Here is a 17,410-nt window from a genome sequence, read left to right as displayed (position 1 = left end):
CACTGGCCAATATGGTCGGGGCATGACGACCGAGCCGATCTCCTTCCCCAGGCGGCACGCCCGCACCCAGAGGTTCACCTTGGGAGCGCCCCGCGCGTTCACGGTGGCGCCCGACGGTTCCCGTGCTGTTTTCCTGCGCTCCTCCTCCGGTACCGACCCGGCGAGTTCACTGTGGGTGTTCGACACGGTGGACGGCGGGGAGCGCGTCGCGGCGGATCCGCGCGCCCTGCTGGGCGGGGCCTCGGAGAGGCTGTCGACCGACGAGCGCGCGCGACGTGAACGCTCCCGTGAGGGGGGCGCCGGCGTCGTCTCCTACGCCACCGACGCGGCCGTCGAGTTGGCCTCGTTCGCCCTGTCCGGGCGGCTTTTCGCGGCGGAGTTGCGGGTCGGGACGGCTCGTGAACTGCCTGTTCGGGGGCCTGTGATCGATCCGCGTCCCTCGCCGGATGGACGGCACATCGCGTATGTCGCTCGGGGTGCGCTGCGGGTGGTCGGTGCGGAGGGGGACGGTGATCGGACGCTCGCCGAGCCGGAGGGGGAGGGCGTTGCCTATGGGCTCGCCGAGTTCATCGCCGCCGAGGAGATGGGCCGTCACCGGGGGTTCTGGTGGAGTCCGGAGTCGGACCGGCTGCTGGTGGCGCGGGCCGACGACACGCCGGTACAGCGGTGGTGGATCTCCGATCCGGCTCATCCGGAGCGGGCGCCTCGGCAGGTGGCTTATCCGGCGGCCGGGACGCCCAATGCGGAGGTCCGGCTCTTTGTGGTCGGGTTGGACGGGGCCCGTGTCGAGGTCTCCTGGGATCGGGCCCGGTATCCGTATCTGGCGCGAGTGCACTGGTCAGCGGCGGGGGCGCCGCTGCTGCTCGTACAGGCGCGCGACCAGCGCAGCCAGCTGTTCCTCGCCGTGGACCCGGCGACGGGGGCTACACGGATGGTGCACGCCGACGAAGATCCACAATGGCTGGAACTTTTCCCTGGTGTGCCGTGCTGGAGTCCGTCCGGTCATCTCGTGCGGATCGCGGACGAGGGTGGGGCGCGGGTTCTGGCGGTCGGGGAACGACCGCTGACCGGGGCGCAGTTGCATGTGCGTGCCGTTCTGGATGTGTCCGATGACGATGTGCTTGTCTCGGCTTCTGCGGGGGCCTCGGCGAGTGAATCCGAGATCGGTGAAGTGCATGTCTACCGGGTGAACGAACTCGGTGTGGAGCGTGTGTCGCAGGAGCCCGGTGTGCATACGGCGGTGCGGGCCGGAGGTCTGACCGTGCTCGTCTCGCATACTCCGGAGTGGGCCGGGGCCCGGGTCCAGGTGCTGCGCGACGGCAAGGCGATTGGCTTGGTCCGGTCGCATGCCGAGGATCCCGGAGTGACTCCGCGGCTCACGCTGACCGAAGGGGGCGCACGGCGCATCCCGTGCGCCGTGCTTATGCCTCGGGACTACGCCGGTGACACCCCCCTCCCGGTTTTGCTCGATCCCTACGGGGGACCGCACGGCCAGCGGGTGGTCGCCGCCCACAACCCGCATCTGACCTCCCAGTGGTTCGCCGACCAGGGCTTCGCCGTGATCGTCGCCGACGGGCGGGGCACCCCGGGCCGCTCGCCGGCCTGGGAGAAGGCCGTCAAGGACGACATCGCGGCGGTCGTGGTGCAGGATCAGGTCGACGCCCTGGAGAGTCTTGCCGAGCGGTTTCCTCTCGACCTCGGGCGGGTGGCCATCCGGGGCTGGTCCTTCGGCGGCTATCTCGCGGGCCTCGCGGCCCTGCGCCGCCCCGACGTCTTCCACGCGGCCGTCGTCGGCGCCCCCGTCACCGATCTGCGTCTGTACGACACCCACTACCAGGAGCGCTATGTCGGGCACCCCGACGAGCAGCCGGAGGTGTACCGGCGCAACTCGCTGATCGACGACGCCGGTCTGGTCGACGCGGCCGAACCGCACCGGCCGATGATGATCGTGCACGGCCTCGTGGACGACAACGTGGTCGTCGCCCACTCGCTGCGGCTGTCCTCGGCGCTGCTCGCCGCCGGGCGCGCGCACGAGGTGCTGCCGCTGTCCGGGGTGACCCATATGACCCCGCAGGAGGAGGTCGCCGAGAATCTGCTGTTGCTCCAGCTCGACTTCCTGAAGCGGTCTCTCGGGCTCGTGTAGACGGCAACGGACCGGGGTGCCCATGGGCGCCCCGGTCCGTCTACGGCACCCGCACGGCCGTACGGTGTTCAGCCTGGCGCGTCCGTATATCGGAACCGGGTCGGTCAAGTTGCCTGCGTGTTAACGCGGTTCGGTGGTCTTTGTGGGGGTACGGACGACTTGTTTCTCCTCGGCGAAGTGGCACGCCGAGGGGTGGGCCGCCGGGCCACGGAGGCTTTGCGGTACCGCCAGCACCGGGATCTCGGCCGCGCAGCGGTCCCTTGCCTTGAAGCAGCGGGTGCGGAAGCGGCAGCCGGACGGCACCTGGGTCGGGGACGGGACGTCTCCGGTGAGGATGATCCGTTCGCGGCGGGCCTGCGGGTCGGGGACCGGGACCGCGGAGAGCAGCGCCTGGGTGTAGGGGTGGGTCGGGTGGTCGTAGATGGCGGTGTCTCCGCCGGTTTCCACGATGCGTCCCAGGTACATCACGCTGATGCGGTCCGAGATGTGGCGGACGATCGACAGGTCGTGGGCGATGAAGACGTAGGAGAGGCCGAACTCCCGTTGCAGGCGGGCCATCAGGTTGATCACCTGTGCCTGGACGGAGACGTCGAGTGCGGAGACCGGCTCGTCGGCGACGATGATCTCCGGGCGCAGGGCCAGGCCGCGTGCGATGCCGATGCGCTGTCGCTGGCCGCCGGAGAACTGGTGCGGGTAGCGGTTGATGTGTTCCGGGTTGAGGCCGACCACGTCCAGGAGTTCGCGCACCCGGCGGCGGCGGTCGCCCTTCGGGGCCACCTCGGGGTGGATGTCGTAGGGCTCGCCGACGATGTCGCCCACCGTCATCCGGGGGTTGAGCGAGGTGTACGGGTCCTGGAAGACCATCTGGATGTTGCGGCGCACCGCCTTCAGGGCGCGGCCGGAGAGTCCGGTGATGTCCTCGCCCTTGTAGCGGATGGTGCCGGCCGTGGGGCGTTCCAGGTTTACCAGCATGCGGGCCACCGTGGACTTGCCGCAGCCGGACTCCCCTACGACGCCCAGGGTTTCGCCGCGGTGAAGGGTGAGGTCGATGCCGTCGACCGCCTTCACGGAGCCGATCTGTTTGCGGAGCAGGACGCCGCGGGTGAGGGGGTAGTGCTTGACCAGTCCCTCGACTTCGAGGATCGCCTCAGGCATGCAGGCACTCCGTCCGGAAGTGGCAGGCGCTGCCGCGGGTCTCGGAGACCGCGTACAGCGGGGGCTCGTCGGTGCGGCAGACGTCGCGGGCCATCGGGCAGCGGGGGTGGAAGGCGCAGCCGGGCGGGATGCGGGTGAGGTTGGGGGGCAGGCCGCTGATGGCGGTCAGTTCGCGGCCCTTGAGGTCCAGGCGCGGGACGGACTCCAGCAGGCCCCGGGTGTACGGGTGGGCGGGCGCCTTGTAGATGTCCTGGACCGGTGCGGACTCCACGATCCGGCCCGCGTACATCACGGCGATCCGGTCGGCCACGTCGGCTACCACGCCCAGGTCGTGGGTGATCAGGACGAGGGCCATCTTGTACTCGCGGCGTAGTTCGGCCAGTAGGTCCATGACCTGGGCTTGAACGGTGACGTCGAGGGCTGTCGTGGGTTCGTCGGCGATGATCAGGGCCGGTTCCAGGGCGATCGCCATGGCGATCATGATGCGTTGGCGCATTCCGCCGGAGAACTGGTGCGGGTACTGCTTCACGCGCTCCCTGGCGCCCGGGATGCGGACCTGGTCCATCAGCTCCACGGCCTTGGCGCGGGCGTCCTTGCGGGACATGCCCCGGTGCACGACGAACATCTCGCCGAGCTGGTCGCCGACGGTGAGGACGGGGTTGAGGGACGACAGCGCGTCCTGGAAGATCATCGCCATCCCGGCGCCCCGTACGCGTCGTCGTTCGTCCTCGTTCAGCCGCAGGAGGTCGCGGCCTTGGAAGAGGACCTCTCCGGCGGTGATCCGGCCCGGTGGGGAGTCCAGGATGCCCATCACCGCCTGTGCCGTCACGGACTTGCCGGAGCCCGATTCGCCGAGCACCGCGAGTGTCTCGCCCGCGTCGACGCCGAAGCTGACGCCGTTGACGGCGCGGGCGATGCCGTCCCGGGTCCGGAACTCCACCTTCAGGTCGCGTACGTCGAGCAGCACGGCGTCCTCACCTCAGCTTCGGGTCGAGGGCGTCGCGCAGTGCGTCGCCCAGCATGATGAAGGCCAGGACGGTGATCGCCAGCGCCCCCGAGGGCCACAGCAGGGCGTGCGGGGCGGTGCGGATGTACGGGGAGGCGGCCGAGATGTCGATGCCCCAGGACACGCTCGGCGGCTTCAGGCCGACGCCGAGGTAGGAGAGGGTGGCCTCCAGGGCGATGTATGTGCCCAGCGCGATGGTCGCGACGACGATGACGGGGGCGACCGCGTTGGGCGCGATGTGCCGCAGCAGTAGGCGGGTCGGGGAGGCGCCCAGGGCGCGGGCGGCCTGGACGTAGTCGTTCTGCTGGACGGTGATGACCGAGCCGCGGGCGATCCGGGAGATCTGCGGCCAGCCGAGCAGCACGATGAAACCGACCACCGGCCAGACCGAGTCGGCGGTCACGACCGAGAGCAGGACCAGGCCGCCCAGGACGACCGGGATGGCGAAGAAGACGTCGGTGACGCGGGACAGTACGGCGTCCCACCAGCCGCCGAAGAATCCGGCGAGCGCGCCGAGGACCGAGCCGAGGACGGCCACTCCGAGCGTGGCGCAGACGCCGACGACGACGGACGTACGGGCGCCGTGGACGGTGCGGGTGTAGACGTCGCAGCCCTGGCCGTCGAAGCCGAAGGGGTGGCCGGGCGCGGAGCCCTGCTGGGCGCGGGCCAGGTCGCACTTCAGGGGGCTGCCGGAGGCGATCAGGGACGGCCACAGGGAAATGACGACCAGGAAGAGGATGACCAGGGCGGAGAGCAGGAAGACGGGGTTGCGGCGCAGGTCGCGCCAGGCGTCGGACCAGAGGCTGCGGGGCCGGTCGGTGGCTTCGGGCCGGGCGGCCGCGGGTGGGGCGGGTTCGCCCGTTCCGTCGGGGGGCCGTACCGTCCCCGTCTCGGTCGGGGTCAGGTCCATCGCGCCGCCGCCGGCGATCACCCCCTCGGGCGGGAACGGCTGTTCAGGCATAGCGGATCCTCGGGTCGAGTACGGCGTAGAGGAGGTCGACGACCAGGTTGCAGAGCAGGAAGACGAGGACGAGGACCGTCACGAAGCCGACGACCGTCTGGGTGTTCTGGCGCACGATGCCCTGGTAGAGCTGGTAGCCGACGCCGTGGATGTTGAAGATCCGCTCGGTGACGATCGCCCCGCCCATCAGGAAGCCGATGTCGGCGCCGAGGAACGTGACGACCGGGATGAGGGAGTTGCGCAGGAGGTGGCGGGTGACGACGCGGTGGCGGGGCAGGCCCTTGGCGACGGCCGTACGGACGTAGTCGGAGCGGCGGTTCTCCGCGATGGATGTGCGGGTGAGGCGGGTGACGTAGGCCAGGGAGACCGAGGCCAGGACGAGGCCGGGCAGCAGGAGTTCGCCGAAGGGGGCCGCCGGGGAGACCGAGGGTCTGATCCAGCCCCATTCGACGCCGAGCAGCAGCTGGAGCAGGAGGCCGGTGACGAAGGTGGGGACGGAGATGACGACGAGGGTGAGCAGCAGTACGCCGGTGTCGACGGGGCGGCCGCGGCGCAGCCCGGTGAGGACGCCGAGGGTGACGCCGATGAGGATCTCGAAGCAGATCGCCACGATGGTCAGCCGGAGGGTGACGGGGAAGGCCGTGGACATCAGCTCGGTGACCTCCTGCCCGTTGAAGGCGGTCCCGAAGTCCCCGGTGAACACGTTCCCCATGTAGGTCAGGTACTGCCGCCACACGGGCTGGTCGAGGCCGAACTCCTGGCGCAGCCGGGTGGCCGTCGCCGGGTCGCACCGGCGATCGCCGCACAGGCCCGCGACGGGGTCGCCCATCACGTTCACCATGAGGAAGATCAGCAGCGTGGACCCGATGAACACCGGGACCATCTGCACCAGGCGCCGGACGACGTACCGTCCCATGGCGGGCTCAGCCGACCTTGATCTGTTCGTAGACCGGGACGCTGAACGGGTTGAGGGTCACGTCGGACAGGCGCTCGGACCAGCCGGCGCTGCCGTTCTGGTACCAGAGCGGGACGGCCGCCATCTCGTCGCGGACGACCTCCTCCGCCTGCTGGAACAGCTTCACGGCCTTGGCGGGGTCCGTCTCGGCGTTCGCCCGGTCGACGAGCCGGTCGAACTCCTCGTTGGACCACTTGCCGTCGTTGGAGGAGGCGTTGGTGTAGTAGAGCGGCTGGAGGAAGTTCTGGGTGAGCGGGTAGTCCATCTGCCAGCCCGCCCGGAACGGCCCGGCGATCTTCTGGGTGGTGGACTTGCTGCGGAAGTCGGCGAAGGTGCCGATCGGGTTGCCGACGCAGGCCTTGTCGTCGTTCAGGGCGTTGTTGATGGAGTTGCAGACGGCGTCCACCCACAGCTTGTGGGACCCGGTGTCGGCGTTGTACGTGATCTTGACCTGACCGCCGGGCAGCCCGCCGCCCTCCTCGATGAGCCTGCGGGCCGCGGCGGCGTCGTACGCGCACCACTCGCCGCACAGCCCCGCCTTGTAGCCGCCCTCGGCGCCGAGCACGGGGGACGTCCAGTCGGTGGCGGGGGTGCGGGTGCCCTGGAAGATGGTCCGGGTGATCTGCTCACGGTCGATGGCCCGGGACAGGCCCTTGCGGACCTTGTCGGCGCCGGGGCCGGTCCAGCGCTTGTCGTAGTGCGGGAAGGACAGGGTCTGGATGATGCCGGCCGGGGTGTTGAGGTAGCGGCCGTCGAGGTCGGCGCGGACGTTCTTCAGCTGCTGGGCGGGGACGTCGTCGACCAGGTCGAGGTTGCCGGCCATCAGGTCGGTGTAGGCGGTGTTGTTGTCGGTGTAGACCTTCAGGGTGACGCCGTCGTTGCGGGCCGCGTCGGGCCCGGTGTAGGCGTCCCACCGCACCAGCCGCATCTCCGAGCCCCTGGTGTACGACTGCACGGTGTACGGCCCGTTGCCGACGGGCTTGGCGAGCCAGCCCGCGTGGTCCTCGTAGAACGACCGGGGCAGCGGGACGAACGCGTTGTAGCCGAGGGTGTCCGGGAACCCGGAGAACTTCTGGCTGAGCGTGACCGTGAAGGTCCGCTCGTCGACGACCTTCAGGCCGGACATGGTCTTCGCGCGCTGCTCGCCCTGCTCGGGGTGGACCTGGTCGTAGCCCTCGATGTAGCTGAAGAAGTAGGCGTTCTTCTGGTTGTTCTCCAGGCTCGCGCCGTAGTTCCAGGCGTCGACGAAGGACTTCGCGGTGACCTTCTCGCCGTCGCTGAACGTCCAGCCGTCCTTCAGGGTGACGGTGAAGTGCTGCGAGTCGGACGTCTCGATGCGCTCGGCGACCATGTTCTTCGCCTCGCCGGTCTTCGGGTCGTACTGCTTCAGCCCCCGGAAGATCATGGACAGCACCTTGCCGCCCTGCACCTCGTTGGTGTTGGCCGGCTCCAGCGGGTTCTGCGGGTCCGTCCAGGAGGAGCTGAGCACCGCCCCGCCCTCCCCGGCGTCGGCGCCGCCTCCGCAGGCGGTCGTCGCGAGCGCAACGACCATCGCGGCCGCGGCCCATCGGGCGTGCCTGGCTGCGCGCATCGGGTGCCTCCTCGTGACCGCGGCGCCCTGGTCGACGCCATGCTCTGGCAGCCACTATCGGCAGCCGCGCGGCGGCGGCGCATGCGCACGGAGGCCATCCGGGGGCGGGGTTGGCCCGTTCGGCGGCACGGTCCCGTCAGGGCGTCACGCCACGACCAGGGCCGCTTCAGCGGTCTGGACCACTGGCTGTCTCAATCTCATCACTTCGTTGTTTCCGCAGGCCACATGGGGTTTCATGCGCCGTTGACGTGCGCATGAACGCGCTGACAGTCCAACAGGCCGTCCCTCTGCAAGCGATGACGCGAGGTCACCACCATGAGTACTTCTGAGCAGCACGGCAGAGCACGGCGGCGCCTGGTCGCCGCCACCGGAGCCGCCGCCCTGACGCTGGCGGCCGGACTGGTGCCGCAGCAGGCGGCGGCCGCGGACGGCGACAAGGTCCTCACCGTCGCAGTCGCACAGAGCGTCGACTCACTGAGTCCGTTCCTCGCCCAGCGTCTCCTGAGCACCAGCATCCACCGGCTGACGTACGAGTACCTCACCAACTACGACCCCGAGGACGCCCGGGCGATCCCCGCCCTGGCCACCAAGTGGACGTCGTCGCCGGACAAGCTGACCTGGACCTACACGATCCGCTCCAACTCCTCGTGGTCGGACGGGAAGCGGGCCACGGCCGAGGACGCGGCGTGGACGTTCAACACGATGATGACCGACCCGGACGCGGCGACGGCCAACGGCAGTTTCGTCGCCAACTTCCGCAAGGTGACCGCCCCGAGCCCCACCAAGCTGGTCATCGAGCTGAAGAAGCCGCAGGCCACGATGACGGCCCTGGACGTGCCGATCGTGCCGAAGCACGTCTGGGAGAAGGTCGACGACTACTCGGAGTTCAACAACGACAAGAAGTTCCCCATCGTCGGAAACGGGCCATTCATCCTCACCGACTACAAGCCCGACAGCTATGTGCGGCTGAAGGCCAACAAGAACTTCTGGCGGGGGGCGCCCAAGTTCGACGAGCTGGTCTTCCGCTACTACAAGGACCAGGACGCGGCCGTCGCCGCCCTGCGCAAGGGCGAGGTCTCCTTCGTCTCCGGGTCGCCCTCCCTCACTCCCGCCCAGGCGTCCTCGCTGAAGAGCGAGAAGAACATCAAGGTGAACGACGCCCCCGGCCGCCGCTTCTACGCGCTGGCCGTCAACCCGGGCGCCCGGGCGAAGAACGGCGAGAAACTCGGCGACGGCCATCCGTCGCTGCTGGACGAACGGGTGCGGCACGCCCTGTTCATGGCCGTCGACCGCAAGACGATCATCGACAAGGTCTTCCAGGGATACGCCGTACAGGGCGAGGGCTACATACCGCCGCGCTTCGGCTCGTACTTCTGGGAGCCGTCGGACGGGCAGGAGCTCGCCTACGACCCCGCGAAGGCGGCCCGGCTCCTCGACGAGGCCGGGTACAAGAAGAACGGTGACGGCAAGCGCCTCGGCAAGGACGGCAAGCCGCTCGACTACCGCGTGCTCTGCCACGCCACCGACCCCAACGACAAGGCCATCGGACAGTACCTCCAGGAGTGGTGGGGCGACCTCGGCATCGACGTCACCCTTAACTGCCTGGACAACGTCACCGACCCCTGGCTCGCCGGCACCTACGACCTCGCCTTCGACGGCTGGTCCGTCAACCCGGACCCCGACTTCGTGATGTCGATCCACACCTGCGCGGCGCTGCCCGCCACCCCGAAGGACACCGGCGCCACCGACAACTTCATCTGCGACAAGCAGTACGACGAGCTGTACGCCAAGCAGCTCGCCGAGTACGACCCGGCCAAGCGCGCCGACCTCGTCAAGCAGATGCAGTCCCGGCTGTACGACCTCGGGTACATGAACGTCATGGCCTACCCGAACGCCGTCGAGGCCTACCGAACGGACCAGATCGCCTCGATCACGACGATGCCCGAGAAGGCGGGCAACATCTACGGACAGGACGGCTACTGGAGCTGGTGGTCGGCCACCCCGGCGGACGGCGGGGACTCCGGCGGCTCGAGCTCGACGGGCATCGTCGTCGGCATCGTCGCCGGTGTCGTGGTCCTCGCGGGCGCGGGCGTCTTCTTCGCGCTGCGCCGCCGGTCCACCGCCGAGGACCGCGAGTAGCGCATGACCGACGCACCCCTCACCGCGGCCGTGAAGGCCGCCGCGCCCGCGGGCCCCGGACCGCGGGCGCGCACCACCACGCGCTATCTGCGCTACGGCGCGGGCAAGGTGGGCGGCGCCGCCGTCTCCCTGTTCGCCGTGCTCGTCACCGGGTTCTTCCTGTTCCGGCTGATCCCCGGCGACCCGGTCAAGACCATGACCGGCGGCCGGCCCGTCTCGGCCGAGCAGATGGCCGCCTACCGCGAGGAGTTCGGGCTCGACCTGCCGCTGTGGCAGCAGTTCACCGAGTACTGCGGCAAGGCGCTCACCGGCGATCTCGGGACGTCGTACCAGTTCCACGCGCCCGTCACCGACAAGATCGCCGAGGCGCTGCCCAACACGCTGCTCCTCACCGGCACCGCCTTCGTCCTGTTCACCCTGCTCGGCATCGTGCTGGGCACCCGCTCGGCCTGGCGGCACGGCGGGCTCGGCGACCGGCTGAACACCGGTCTGGCGCTCACCCTGTACTCCGTGCCGTCGTTCTGGCTGGGCCTGCTGCTCATCATCGTGTTCGCCGTCGGCATCGGCCCGGTCCCCGGGCTGTTCCCGACCGGCGGCATGGAGTCCGGCGGCGAGGAGGGATTCGCCCATGTCCTCGACGTCGCCCACCACCTGGTCCTGCCCGTCGTCACGCTGGTGGCGGTCGAGTACGGCCAGACGCTGCTGGTGGCCCGCTCCGCGCTGCTGGACGAGATGGGCGGCGACTATCTGACGACGGCCCGCGCCAAGGGGCTCCGCGACGACCAGGTGCGCCGCCGGCACGCCGTGCCGAACGCGCTGCTGCCGACCGTGACCCTCGTCTTCGTCAACCTCGGCCGGACCGTCGCCGGCGTCATCCTGGTCGAGACGGTGTTCTCCTGGCCGGGGCTCGGCGGGCTGTTCTACCAGGGGCTGAGCGTGCCCGACCTGCCGCTGGTGCAGGGCCTGTTCCTCTTCTTCGCCGGGACGGTGATCGTCATGAACACCCTGGCCGACCTCGTGTACCCGCTGCTCGACCCGCGGGTGGGCCGATGACGGCCGGGACCGGGGAGCCGGTGACGGACCGGGGTGCCGGCCCGAAGGCGCCGAGCGCGCGGACGCTCGCCCGACGCCGGCGCCGTGCGTCCGCCGCGCGCTTCTGGCGGGAGTACCGCACCCACCGGGCCGGACTGGTGGGGCTGGCCGCGCTGGCCCTGTTCGCGCTGGCCGCGCTGACCGCGCCGCTCACCGTCGGCTCCGACGTGTCCAGCGTGACCGGGGCGCCCGGACAGCCGCTGGAGACCCCGAGCGGCGAGTTCTGGCTGGGCACCGACCGGTTCGGGCGGGACCTGCTCGGCCTGGTGGTGTGGGGGTCCCGGGTGTCGCTGCTCGTGGGGCTGCTCGCGGCCGCGCTGTCGGTGGCGATCGGCACCCTGGTCGGCATCACCGCGGGCCACTTCAAGGGCGCGTACGCCACGGTGGTCATGCGGATCACCGACTGGTTCCTGGTGATGCCGACATTGGTCCTCGCCATCGCGCTGGCCACCGTGATGTCCCGCTCGCTGGCCACGGTCGTGCTGGCCATCGGTGTCACATCCTGGCCGACCACGGCCCGGCTGGTGCGGGCGCAGACCCTCGCCGTGGAGGCCCGGCCGTACATCGAGCGGGCCCGGGCGCTGGGCGGCGGGCACCGGCACATCATGGTCCGGCACGTCCTGCCCAATGTGATGCCGCTGGTCCTCGCCCAGACGACGCTGATGATCTCCTCCTCCATCCTCGCCGAGGCGACGCTCGCCTTCCTGGGGCTGGGCGACCCGACCGTCGTGTCCTGGGGCGGGCTGCTCCAGGACGCCCGGGAGGCCGGCTCGGTCAGCTCCGGGAACTGGTCGTACCTGGTGCCGCCCGGCCTCGCGATCGCGGGCGTCGCGCTCGCGTTCACGCTGTGCGGGCGCGCGGTGGAGTCCGTCCTCAACCCCAGGCTGGGGGTGGCCCGTTGACACTCCTCGAGGTCCGGAACCTGGAGGTGACCTACCCGGGCGGCGCGGCCGCCGTCCGCGGGGTCGACCTGAGCCTGGAGGCCGGGCAGAAGCTCGGCATCGCCGGGGAGTCGGGGTGCGGCAAGTCCACGCTCGCCCTCGCCCTGCTGCGGCTGCTGCCGCCCGGCACCCGGGTCGGCGGCGAGGTCCTGCTGGACGGCGAGGACGTCCTCACCATGCGGTGGGGCCGGGTGCGCGCGGTGCGCTGGGCCGGGGCGTCGATCGTCTTCCAGGGCGCGATGCACTCGCTGAACGCCGTGCACCGCGTCGGGGACCAGATCGCCGAGCCGATCCTGCTGCACCGCAGGGCGACCCCGGCCGCCGCCCGCCGGCGCACCGGGGAACTCCTGGAGCAGGTCGGGCTCCCGGCGGCGCGGGCCTCGGCGTATCCGCACGAGCTGTCCGGCGGGCAGCGCCAGCGCGTCATGATCGCGATGGCGCTGGCCTGCGACCCCCGCCTCGTCGTCGCCGACGAGCCGACGACCGCGCTGGACGTGATGATCCAGGCGCAGATCCTGCGGCTCATCGAGGGGCTCGTCGCCGAGCAGGAGCTCGGGCTCGTCGCGATCAGCCACGACCTCGCCGTCCTCGCCGAGACCTGCGACCGGATGGCGGTGATGTACGCGGGCCGGGTGGTCGAGGAGGGCCCGGCGCGCACGGTGTACGAGGACGCCGGGCACCCCTACGCGTGGGCGCTGTCGGAGGCGTTCCCGAGGATCGGCGACCCGGCGTCCCGGTTCGCCCCGCGCGGTCTGCCCGGCGACCCGCCGGACCCGTCGGACCTGCCCTCCGGGTGCGCCTTCCACCCCCGCTGCCCGGTCGCGCTGGAGTCCTGCGCGGTCGACGACCCGGCGCTGCGCGTCTCGGGCACGGGCCGGCGGGCGGCCTGTGTGCACGTGGGCGCGGCCCAGGACGCGAGGAGCGGAACATGACCCTGCTGAGCGCACGGGACCTGCACGTCACCTTCCCCGGCAGGCACGGCGCCCCGCCCACCTGCGCGTGTGACTCCTGCGCGGCCGACAATCCGGCCCTGCGGTTCTCGGGCACGGGCCGACGGGCGGCGTGTGTGCACGTGGGCGCGGCCCAGGACGCGAGGAGCGGAACATGACCCTGCTGAGCGCACGGGACCTGCACGTCACGTTCCCCGGCAGGCACGGCGCCCCGCCCGCCCGTGCGGTGGACGGGGTCGAACTGGACATCGGTGCCGGGGAGATCGTCGCCCTGGTCGGCGAGTCCGGCTGCGGCAAGACGACCCTGGCCCGCGCCCTGCTCGGGCTGGTCCGGCCGACCAGCGGGCGGGTCGTCTTCGACGGGGAGGAGGTACGGCCCGACGCGCGCGCCCTCAAGGCGTACCGGCGCCGTGTCCAGCTCGTCCTCCAGGACCCGACGGGCTCCCTGAACCCCCGGCACACCGTGTACGAGGCGGTGGCGGAAGGGCTGCGCATCCACGGGTACACCGGCGACGAGCGTGCGGCGGTGGCCGGGGCGCTGTCCCGGGCGGGGCTGCGGCCGCCCGAGCGGTTCTTCCTGCGCTATCCGCACGAGCTGTCGGGCGGGCAGCGCCAGCGCGTGGTCATCGCCGGCGCTCTGGTCCTCGCGCCCGAACTCCTCGTCGCGGACGAGCCGGTGGCCTCCCTGGACGCCTCCGTGCGGGGCGAGATCCTGGCCCTGCTGCTGCGCCTGCGCACCGAACTCGGGCTGTCCGCGCTGGTGGTGACGCACGATCTGGGGCTGGCGTGGAACATCGCGGACCGGGTGGCGGTGATGTACCTGGGCCGGATCGTGGAGACCGGGGACGTCGAGCAGGTCCTGACGGCACCGCGGCACCCGTACACACGGGCGCTTTTGTCGGTCCTGCCGGAGGCGCCCGGTGATCCGGTGATCCTCAGCGGGGAGCCGCCGGACCCGTCACGGGTACCGCCCGGCTGCCGCTTCCACGCCCGCTGCCCGGTGCTGGCGAGCGGGGAGGCGGAGCGGGCGGGGGTGGCGGACGCCTGCCGCACCGAGGACCCGGAGATCCTCGACGGGGGCCCGCACGCCCAGGTGGCCTGTCACTGGGCGCGGGCGACGGCACCGGCCTGACACGCACGAGGACCGGGGTGCGAGCGCCTGCTGCGGCGCTCGCACCCCGGTCCTCGTGCGTGTGACCAGGGGTCAGCTCTTGGAGACCGGCCCGTCGTGGTCGGAGACACCCTCCAGGGCCTTGAGGCCGGCGTCCAGGACGACGTCCTCGCCCCGGTCCGCGATGGTGGGCTCCTCCGGGTAGTGGCACGCGGTCAGGTGACCGGGCTTGCTGCCCTCGATGTGCAGCAGCGGCGGCTCCTCCGTCGCGCACTTCTCCGTCGCCTTCCAGCAGCGGGTGCGGAAGCGGCAGCCGGAGGGCGGCATGATCGGCGAGGGCACGTCGCCGGCGAGCCGGATGCGCTCCCGCTTGGTCGCGTCGATGTCGGCGTCCGGGACGGCGGACAGCAGCGCGTGCGTGTACGGGTGCCGCGGGCCGTTGTAGATCGAGTCACGGTCGGCGATCTCGACGATCTTGCCGAGGTACATGACCGCGACGCGCTCCGAGAAGTGCCGGACGATCGCCAGGTCGTGGGCGATGAAGACGAACGCGATGCCCATCTCCCGCTGCACTTCCTGCAGCAGGTTCACCACCTGGGCCTGGATCGACACGTCGAGGGCCGAGACCGGCTCGTCGGCGACGATCAGCTTCGGCTCCAGCGCGATGGCGCGCGCGACGCCGATGCGCTGGCGCTGGCCGCCGGAGAACTCGTGCGGGAAGCGGTTGTAGTGCTCCGGGTTGAGACCGACGATCTCCAGGAGCTCACGGACGCGCTTCTCGCGGCCGCCGGGAGGGTTGATCCCGTTGATCTCCATCGGGCCGGAGATGATCGTGCCGACCGTCTGCCGCGGGTTCAGCGACGCGTACGGGTCCTGGAAGATCATCTGGATCTCGGACCGGATCGGCGCCAGCTTGCGGCGGTCGGCCCGGCTGATGTCCTGGCCCTTGTACTCGATGGTGCCCGCGGTCGGCTCGTAGAGCCGGGTCAGCAGCCGGCCGGTGGTCGACTTGCCGCAGCCGGACTCACCGACGAGGCCGAGGCTCTCGCCCGGGTAGACCTCGAAGTCCACGCCGTCGACGGCCTTGACGTGGCCGACGGTGCGCCGGATCGGGAAGCCGCCCTTGATCGGGAAGTGCTTGGTCAGTCCGCTGACCTTCATCAGCGGTGCCTCGTCGCTGCCCCGCTGCTGCGGGACGGCGTCGGCGACCGCCGTGGTCGTGTTGTTCTTGTCGCTCATGGTGATGCCCCAGTCGCCGGTTTCCGCTCAGCCCAGCCGGGGCTGAATCGTGTCGATGAAGACCTGCTGCCGCTGCTCCCCCGTCAGGTGGCAGGCGGCGGCACGCCCGGCGGCGAGCGCCGGCCGCTCCCCCGCGCACAGCCCGCCCTGCACCTTGTCGGTGTGCGCGCACCGCGGGTGGAACGGGCAGCCCGACGGCGGGTTCAGCAGGGACGGCGGCGAGCCGGGGATCGGCAGCAGCGGCTCGTCGACGCTCGAGGACAGCCGCGGCATCGAACCGAGCAGGCCCCAGGTGTACGGGTGCTGAGGCGTCTTCAGCACCTCGCGCACCGTGCCGCGCTCCACGGCCCGGCCGGCGTACATCACGAGGATGTCGTCCGCCATGTTGGCGACCACGCCGAGGTCGTGGGTGATCATGATGATCGCGGAGCCGAACTCCTGCTGCAGGTCCTTGAGCAGGTCGAGGATCTGCGCCTGCACGGTCACGTCGAGCGCGGTGGTCGGCTCGTCGGCGATCAGCAGGTCCGGGTCGCAGGCCAGCGCCATGGCGATCATGGCGCGCTGGCGCATACCACCGGAGAACTGGTGCGGGTAGTCGTCCACGCGCTGCTGCGGGTGCGGGATGCCGACCTTCTCCAGCAGATCGATGGCACGCACCCGGGCGTCCCGCTTGGAGGCGCCGGTGTGCTTCATGAACGGCTCGGCGATCTGCCGGCCCACCGTGTAGTAGGGCGACAGGGCGGTCAGCGCGTCCTGGAAGATCATCGCCATCTTCTTGCCGCGCAGCGTCTCCAGCTTCTTCTCGCTGGCGTCGGTCAGCTCCTGGCCGTCCAGCGTGATGGAGCCGTCGATCGTCGTCGTCTTGCGGTTGTGCAGACCGAGGACGGCGAGGTTGGTCACGGACTTGCCGGAACCGGACTCGCCCACGATCCCGAGGGTCTTGCCGCGCTCGAGGTCGAAGGAGAGCCCGTCCACCGCCTTGACGATGCCGTCCTCGGTGGAGAAGTGGACCTTGAGGTCGCGCACCGAGAGAAAGGCGTCCCCCGAGGCGGGAGCAGCGGCCTCTTCAGGCTTGGTCTGAGTGGTCACGGTGGTTCTCCTAGGACAGGCGCACGCGCGGGTCGATGACGGCGTACAGGGCGTCCACGATCAGGTTGAAGACGATGATGAGCGCGGCGCTGACCAGCATGACGCCCATCAGCATCGGCAGGTCCTTGTTGGTCACGGACTCGAGAGCGAGCCGGCCGAGCCCCGCCAGGCCGAAGGTCAGTTCGGTCACCATGCCGCCCGAGAGCAGGGAGGACAGGTCGATGCCGAGGATGGTGACGATCGGGATCAGGGAGCCGCGCCACGCGTAGCGGAAGAAGGTGTAGTTGGCCGACATGCCCTTGGCACGCGCGGCTCTGACGTGTTCCTCCTGGAGCTGCTCGATCATCGAGGAGCGGCTCATACGCGTGTAGTTGGCGGTGAAGATGGTCGCCATGACGACCCAGGGGATCAGCAGGCCCATGAACCAGCCGCCGAGATCCTCGGAGAAGGGCACGTACTTCGGCTTCTCGAGCCAGCCGGTGCTGTAGACGAGCGCGAGCAGGACCAGCGGGCCGAGGAAGTAGATCTGCAGGGAGCTGACGACCAGCGAGCCGGAGCTGAACAGCTTGTCGATCCAGGTGCCGCGGTTCTTGGCGGCCAGCAGACCGGCGCCGAGGCCGAGGAAGAGGAAGACCAGGAGGCTTCCGACGGTCAGCGAGAGCGTCAGCGGGAAGCGGTCGACGATCGTGTCCCAGACGTTCTGGTTGTTGGCGAAGGAGACGCCGAAGCAGGGGGCGGCGCAGTGGCCGACGGCGAAGTCACGGCCGGCGAAGATGCCGACGAGGAACGTCCAGTACTGGACGGTGACCGGCTTGTCGAGGCCGAGGTTCTTGTGAATGATCGCCAGCGCGTCCGGAGTGCAGTTCTTTCCACAGGCCAGAGTGGCCGGGTCCTGCGGGATGGCGAAGAACATGAAGAACGTGAACGCACTGATCAACAGCAGAATCAGCGCCGCGCCGAATGTCCGGCGGATGAGGAATTGAAGCATGGCAGGCAGCTGCTCTCAGGACGGCGGCAATCGAAGGGGGTCTGGCAGGG

General features: G+C 70.4%; 15 protein-coding genes. 7 read left to right on the top strand and 8 right to left on the bottom strand.

Features of this window, described 5'->3' with window-relative positions:
- The first annotated feature begins 22 nt into the window (after positions 1–22).
- Positions 23–2,143, top strand: a complete 2,121-nt coding sequence (locus tag DC008_RS22680; protein WP_108708530.1) for a prolyl oligopeptidase family serine peptidase — start codon at positions 23–25, stop codon at positions 2,141–2,143.
- Between the two features lie 120 nt (positions 2,144–2,263).
- Here the strand turns inward: DC008_RS22680 and DC008_RS22675 are convergent, their stop codons facing one another.
- The 5 genes from DC008_RS22675 to DC008_RS22655 are packed head-to-tail and all read right to left on the bottom strand — an operon-like array spanning position 2,264 to position 7,811.
- Positions 2,264–3,298 (bottom strand): ABC transporter ATP-binding protein, encoded by a 1,035-nt coding sequence (locus tag DC008_RS22675; RefSeq protein ID WP_108708529.1) that lies wholly within the window; start codon positions 3,296–3,298, stop codon positions 2,264–2,266.
- Positions 3,291–4,265 (bottom strand): ABC transporter ATP-binding protein, encoded by a 975-nt coding sequence (locus tag DC008_RS22670; protein WP_108708528.1) that lies wholly within the window; start codon positions 4,263–4,265, stop codon positions 3,291–3,293. The genes DC008_RS22675 and DC008_RS22670 overlap by 8 nt, the downstream gene beginning before the upstream one ends.
- Positions 4,266–4,272: 7 nt before the next feature.
- Positions 4,273–5,265, bottom strand: a complete 993-nt coding sequence (locus DC008_RS22665) for an ABC transporter permease (protein ID WP_108708527.1) — start codon at positions 5,263–5,265, stop codon at positions 4,273–4,275.
- The gene (locus tag DC008_RS22660; RefSeq protein ID WP_108708526.1) at positions 5,258–6,181 is read right to left on the bottom strand and encodes an ABC transporter permease; all 924 of its coding nucleotides are present in this window, start codon (positions 6,179–6,181) and stop codon (positions 5,258–5,260) included. Before DC008_RS22660 ends, DC008_RS22665 begins: the two co-directional genes overlap by 8 nt.
- Before the next feature lie 7 nt (positions 6,182–6,188).
- A complete protein-coding gene (locus tag DC008_RS22655) occupies positions 6,189–7,811 on the bottom strand; it encodes a peptide ABC transporter substrate-binding protein (RefSeq protein ID WP_108708525.1) in 1,623 nt (540 codons plus the stop codon).
- A gap of 315 nt (positions 7,812–8,126) precedes the next feature.
- On the opposite strand from DC008_RS22655, the gene DC008_RS22650 reads away from it, so the two are divergent.
- Genes DC008_RS22650 through DC008_RS22625 form a run of 6 tightly spaced genes read left to right on the top strand, consistent with a single transcriptional unit; the run spans position 8,127 to position 14,065 of the window.
- A complete protein-coding gene (locus tag DC008_RS22650) occupies positions 8,127–9,950 on the top strand; it encodes an ABC transporter substrate-binding protein (protein ID WP_108708524.1) in 1,824 nt (607 codons plus the stop codon).
- Between the two features lie 3 nt (positions 9,951–9,953).
- The gene (locus tag DC008_RS22645) at positions 9,954–11,003 is read left to right on the top strand and encodes an ABC transporter permease (protein ID WP_108708523.1); all 1,050 of its coding nucleotides are present in this window, start codon (positions 9,954–9,956) and stop codon (positions 11,001–11,003) included.
- On the top strand, positions 11,000–11,944 hold the full coding sequence (locus DC008_RS22640) for an ABC transporter permease (RefSeq protein WP_108708522.1): 945 nt from the start codon (positions 11,000–11,002) through the stop codon (positions 11,942–11,944). The genes DC008_RS22645 and DC008_RS22640 overlap by 4 nt, the downstream gene beginning before the upstream one ends.
- Positions 11,941–12,915, top strand: coding sequence for an ABC transporter ATP-binding protein (locus DC008_RS22635; RefSeq protein ID WP_108708521.1), 975 nt, complete (start codon positions 11,941–11,943; stop codon positions 12,913–12,915). Before DC008_RS22640 ends, DC008_RS22635 begins: the two co-directional genes overlap by 4 nt.
- Positions 12,912–13,091, top strand: a complete 180-nt coding sequence (locus DC008_RS22630; RefSeq protein WP_108708520.1) for a hypothetical protein — start codon at positions 12,912–12,914, stop codon at positions 13,089–13,091. Before DC008_RS22635 ends, DC008_RS22630 begins: the two co-directional genes overlap by 4 nt.
- Positions 13,088–14,065, top strand: a complete 978-nt coding sequence (locus DC008_RS22625) for an ABC transporter ATP-binding protein (RefSeq protein WP_108708519.1) — start codon at positions 13,088–13,090, stop codon at positions 14,063–14,065. The genes DC008_RS22630 and DC008_RS22625 overlap by 4 nt, the downstream gene beginning before the upstream one ends.
- 72 nt (positions 14,066–14,137) lie before the next feature.
- On the opposite strand, the gene DC008_RS22620 is transcribed toward DC008_RS22625, so the two are convergent.
- From DC008_RS22620 to DC008_RS22610, 3 genes are read right to left on the bottom strand one after another with little or no spacing between them, the layout of a single operon-like run.
- Complete coding sequence (locus DC008_RS22620) at positions 14,138–15,283, bottom strand: ABC transporter ATP-binding protein (protein ID WP_108708518.1); 1,146 nt, start codon at positions 15,281–15,283, stop codon at positions 14,138–14,140.
- Positions 15,284–15,310: 27 nt separating this feature from the next.
- A complete protein-coding gene (locus tag DC008_RS22615) occupies positions 15,311–16,372 on the bottom strand; it encodes an ABC transporter ATP-binding protein (protein WP_108708517.1) in 1,062 nt (353 codons plus the stop codon).
- Between the two features lie 10 nt (positions 16,373–16,382).
- The gene (locus tag DC008_RS22610) at positions 16,383–17,360 is read right to left on the bottom strand and encodes an ABC transporter permease (RefSeq protein WP_055621839.1); all 978 of its coding nucleotides are present in this window, start codon (positions 17,358–17,360) and stop codon (positions 16,383–16,385) included.
- Positions 17,361–17,410 lie beyond the last annotated feature (50 nt).

This window comes from Streptomyces nigra (genome assembly GCF_003074055.1).
GTDB classification, from domain to species: Bacteria; Actinomycetota; Actinomycetes; order Streptomycetales; family Streptomycetaceae; genus Streptomyces; species Streptomyces nigra.
The sequence above is the reverse complement of the archived record's forward strand: the minus strand, read 5'-3'. Positions and strand labels throughout refer to the sequence as shown.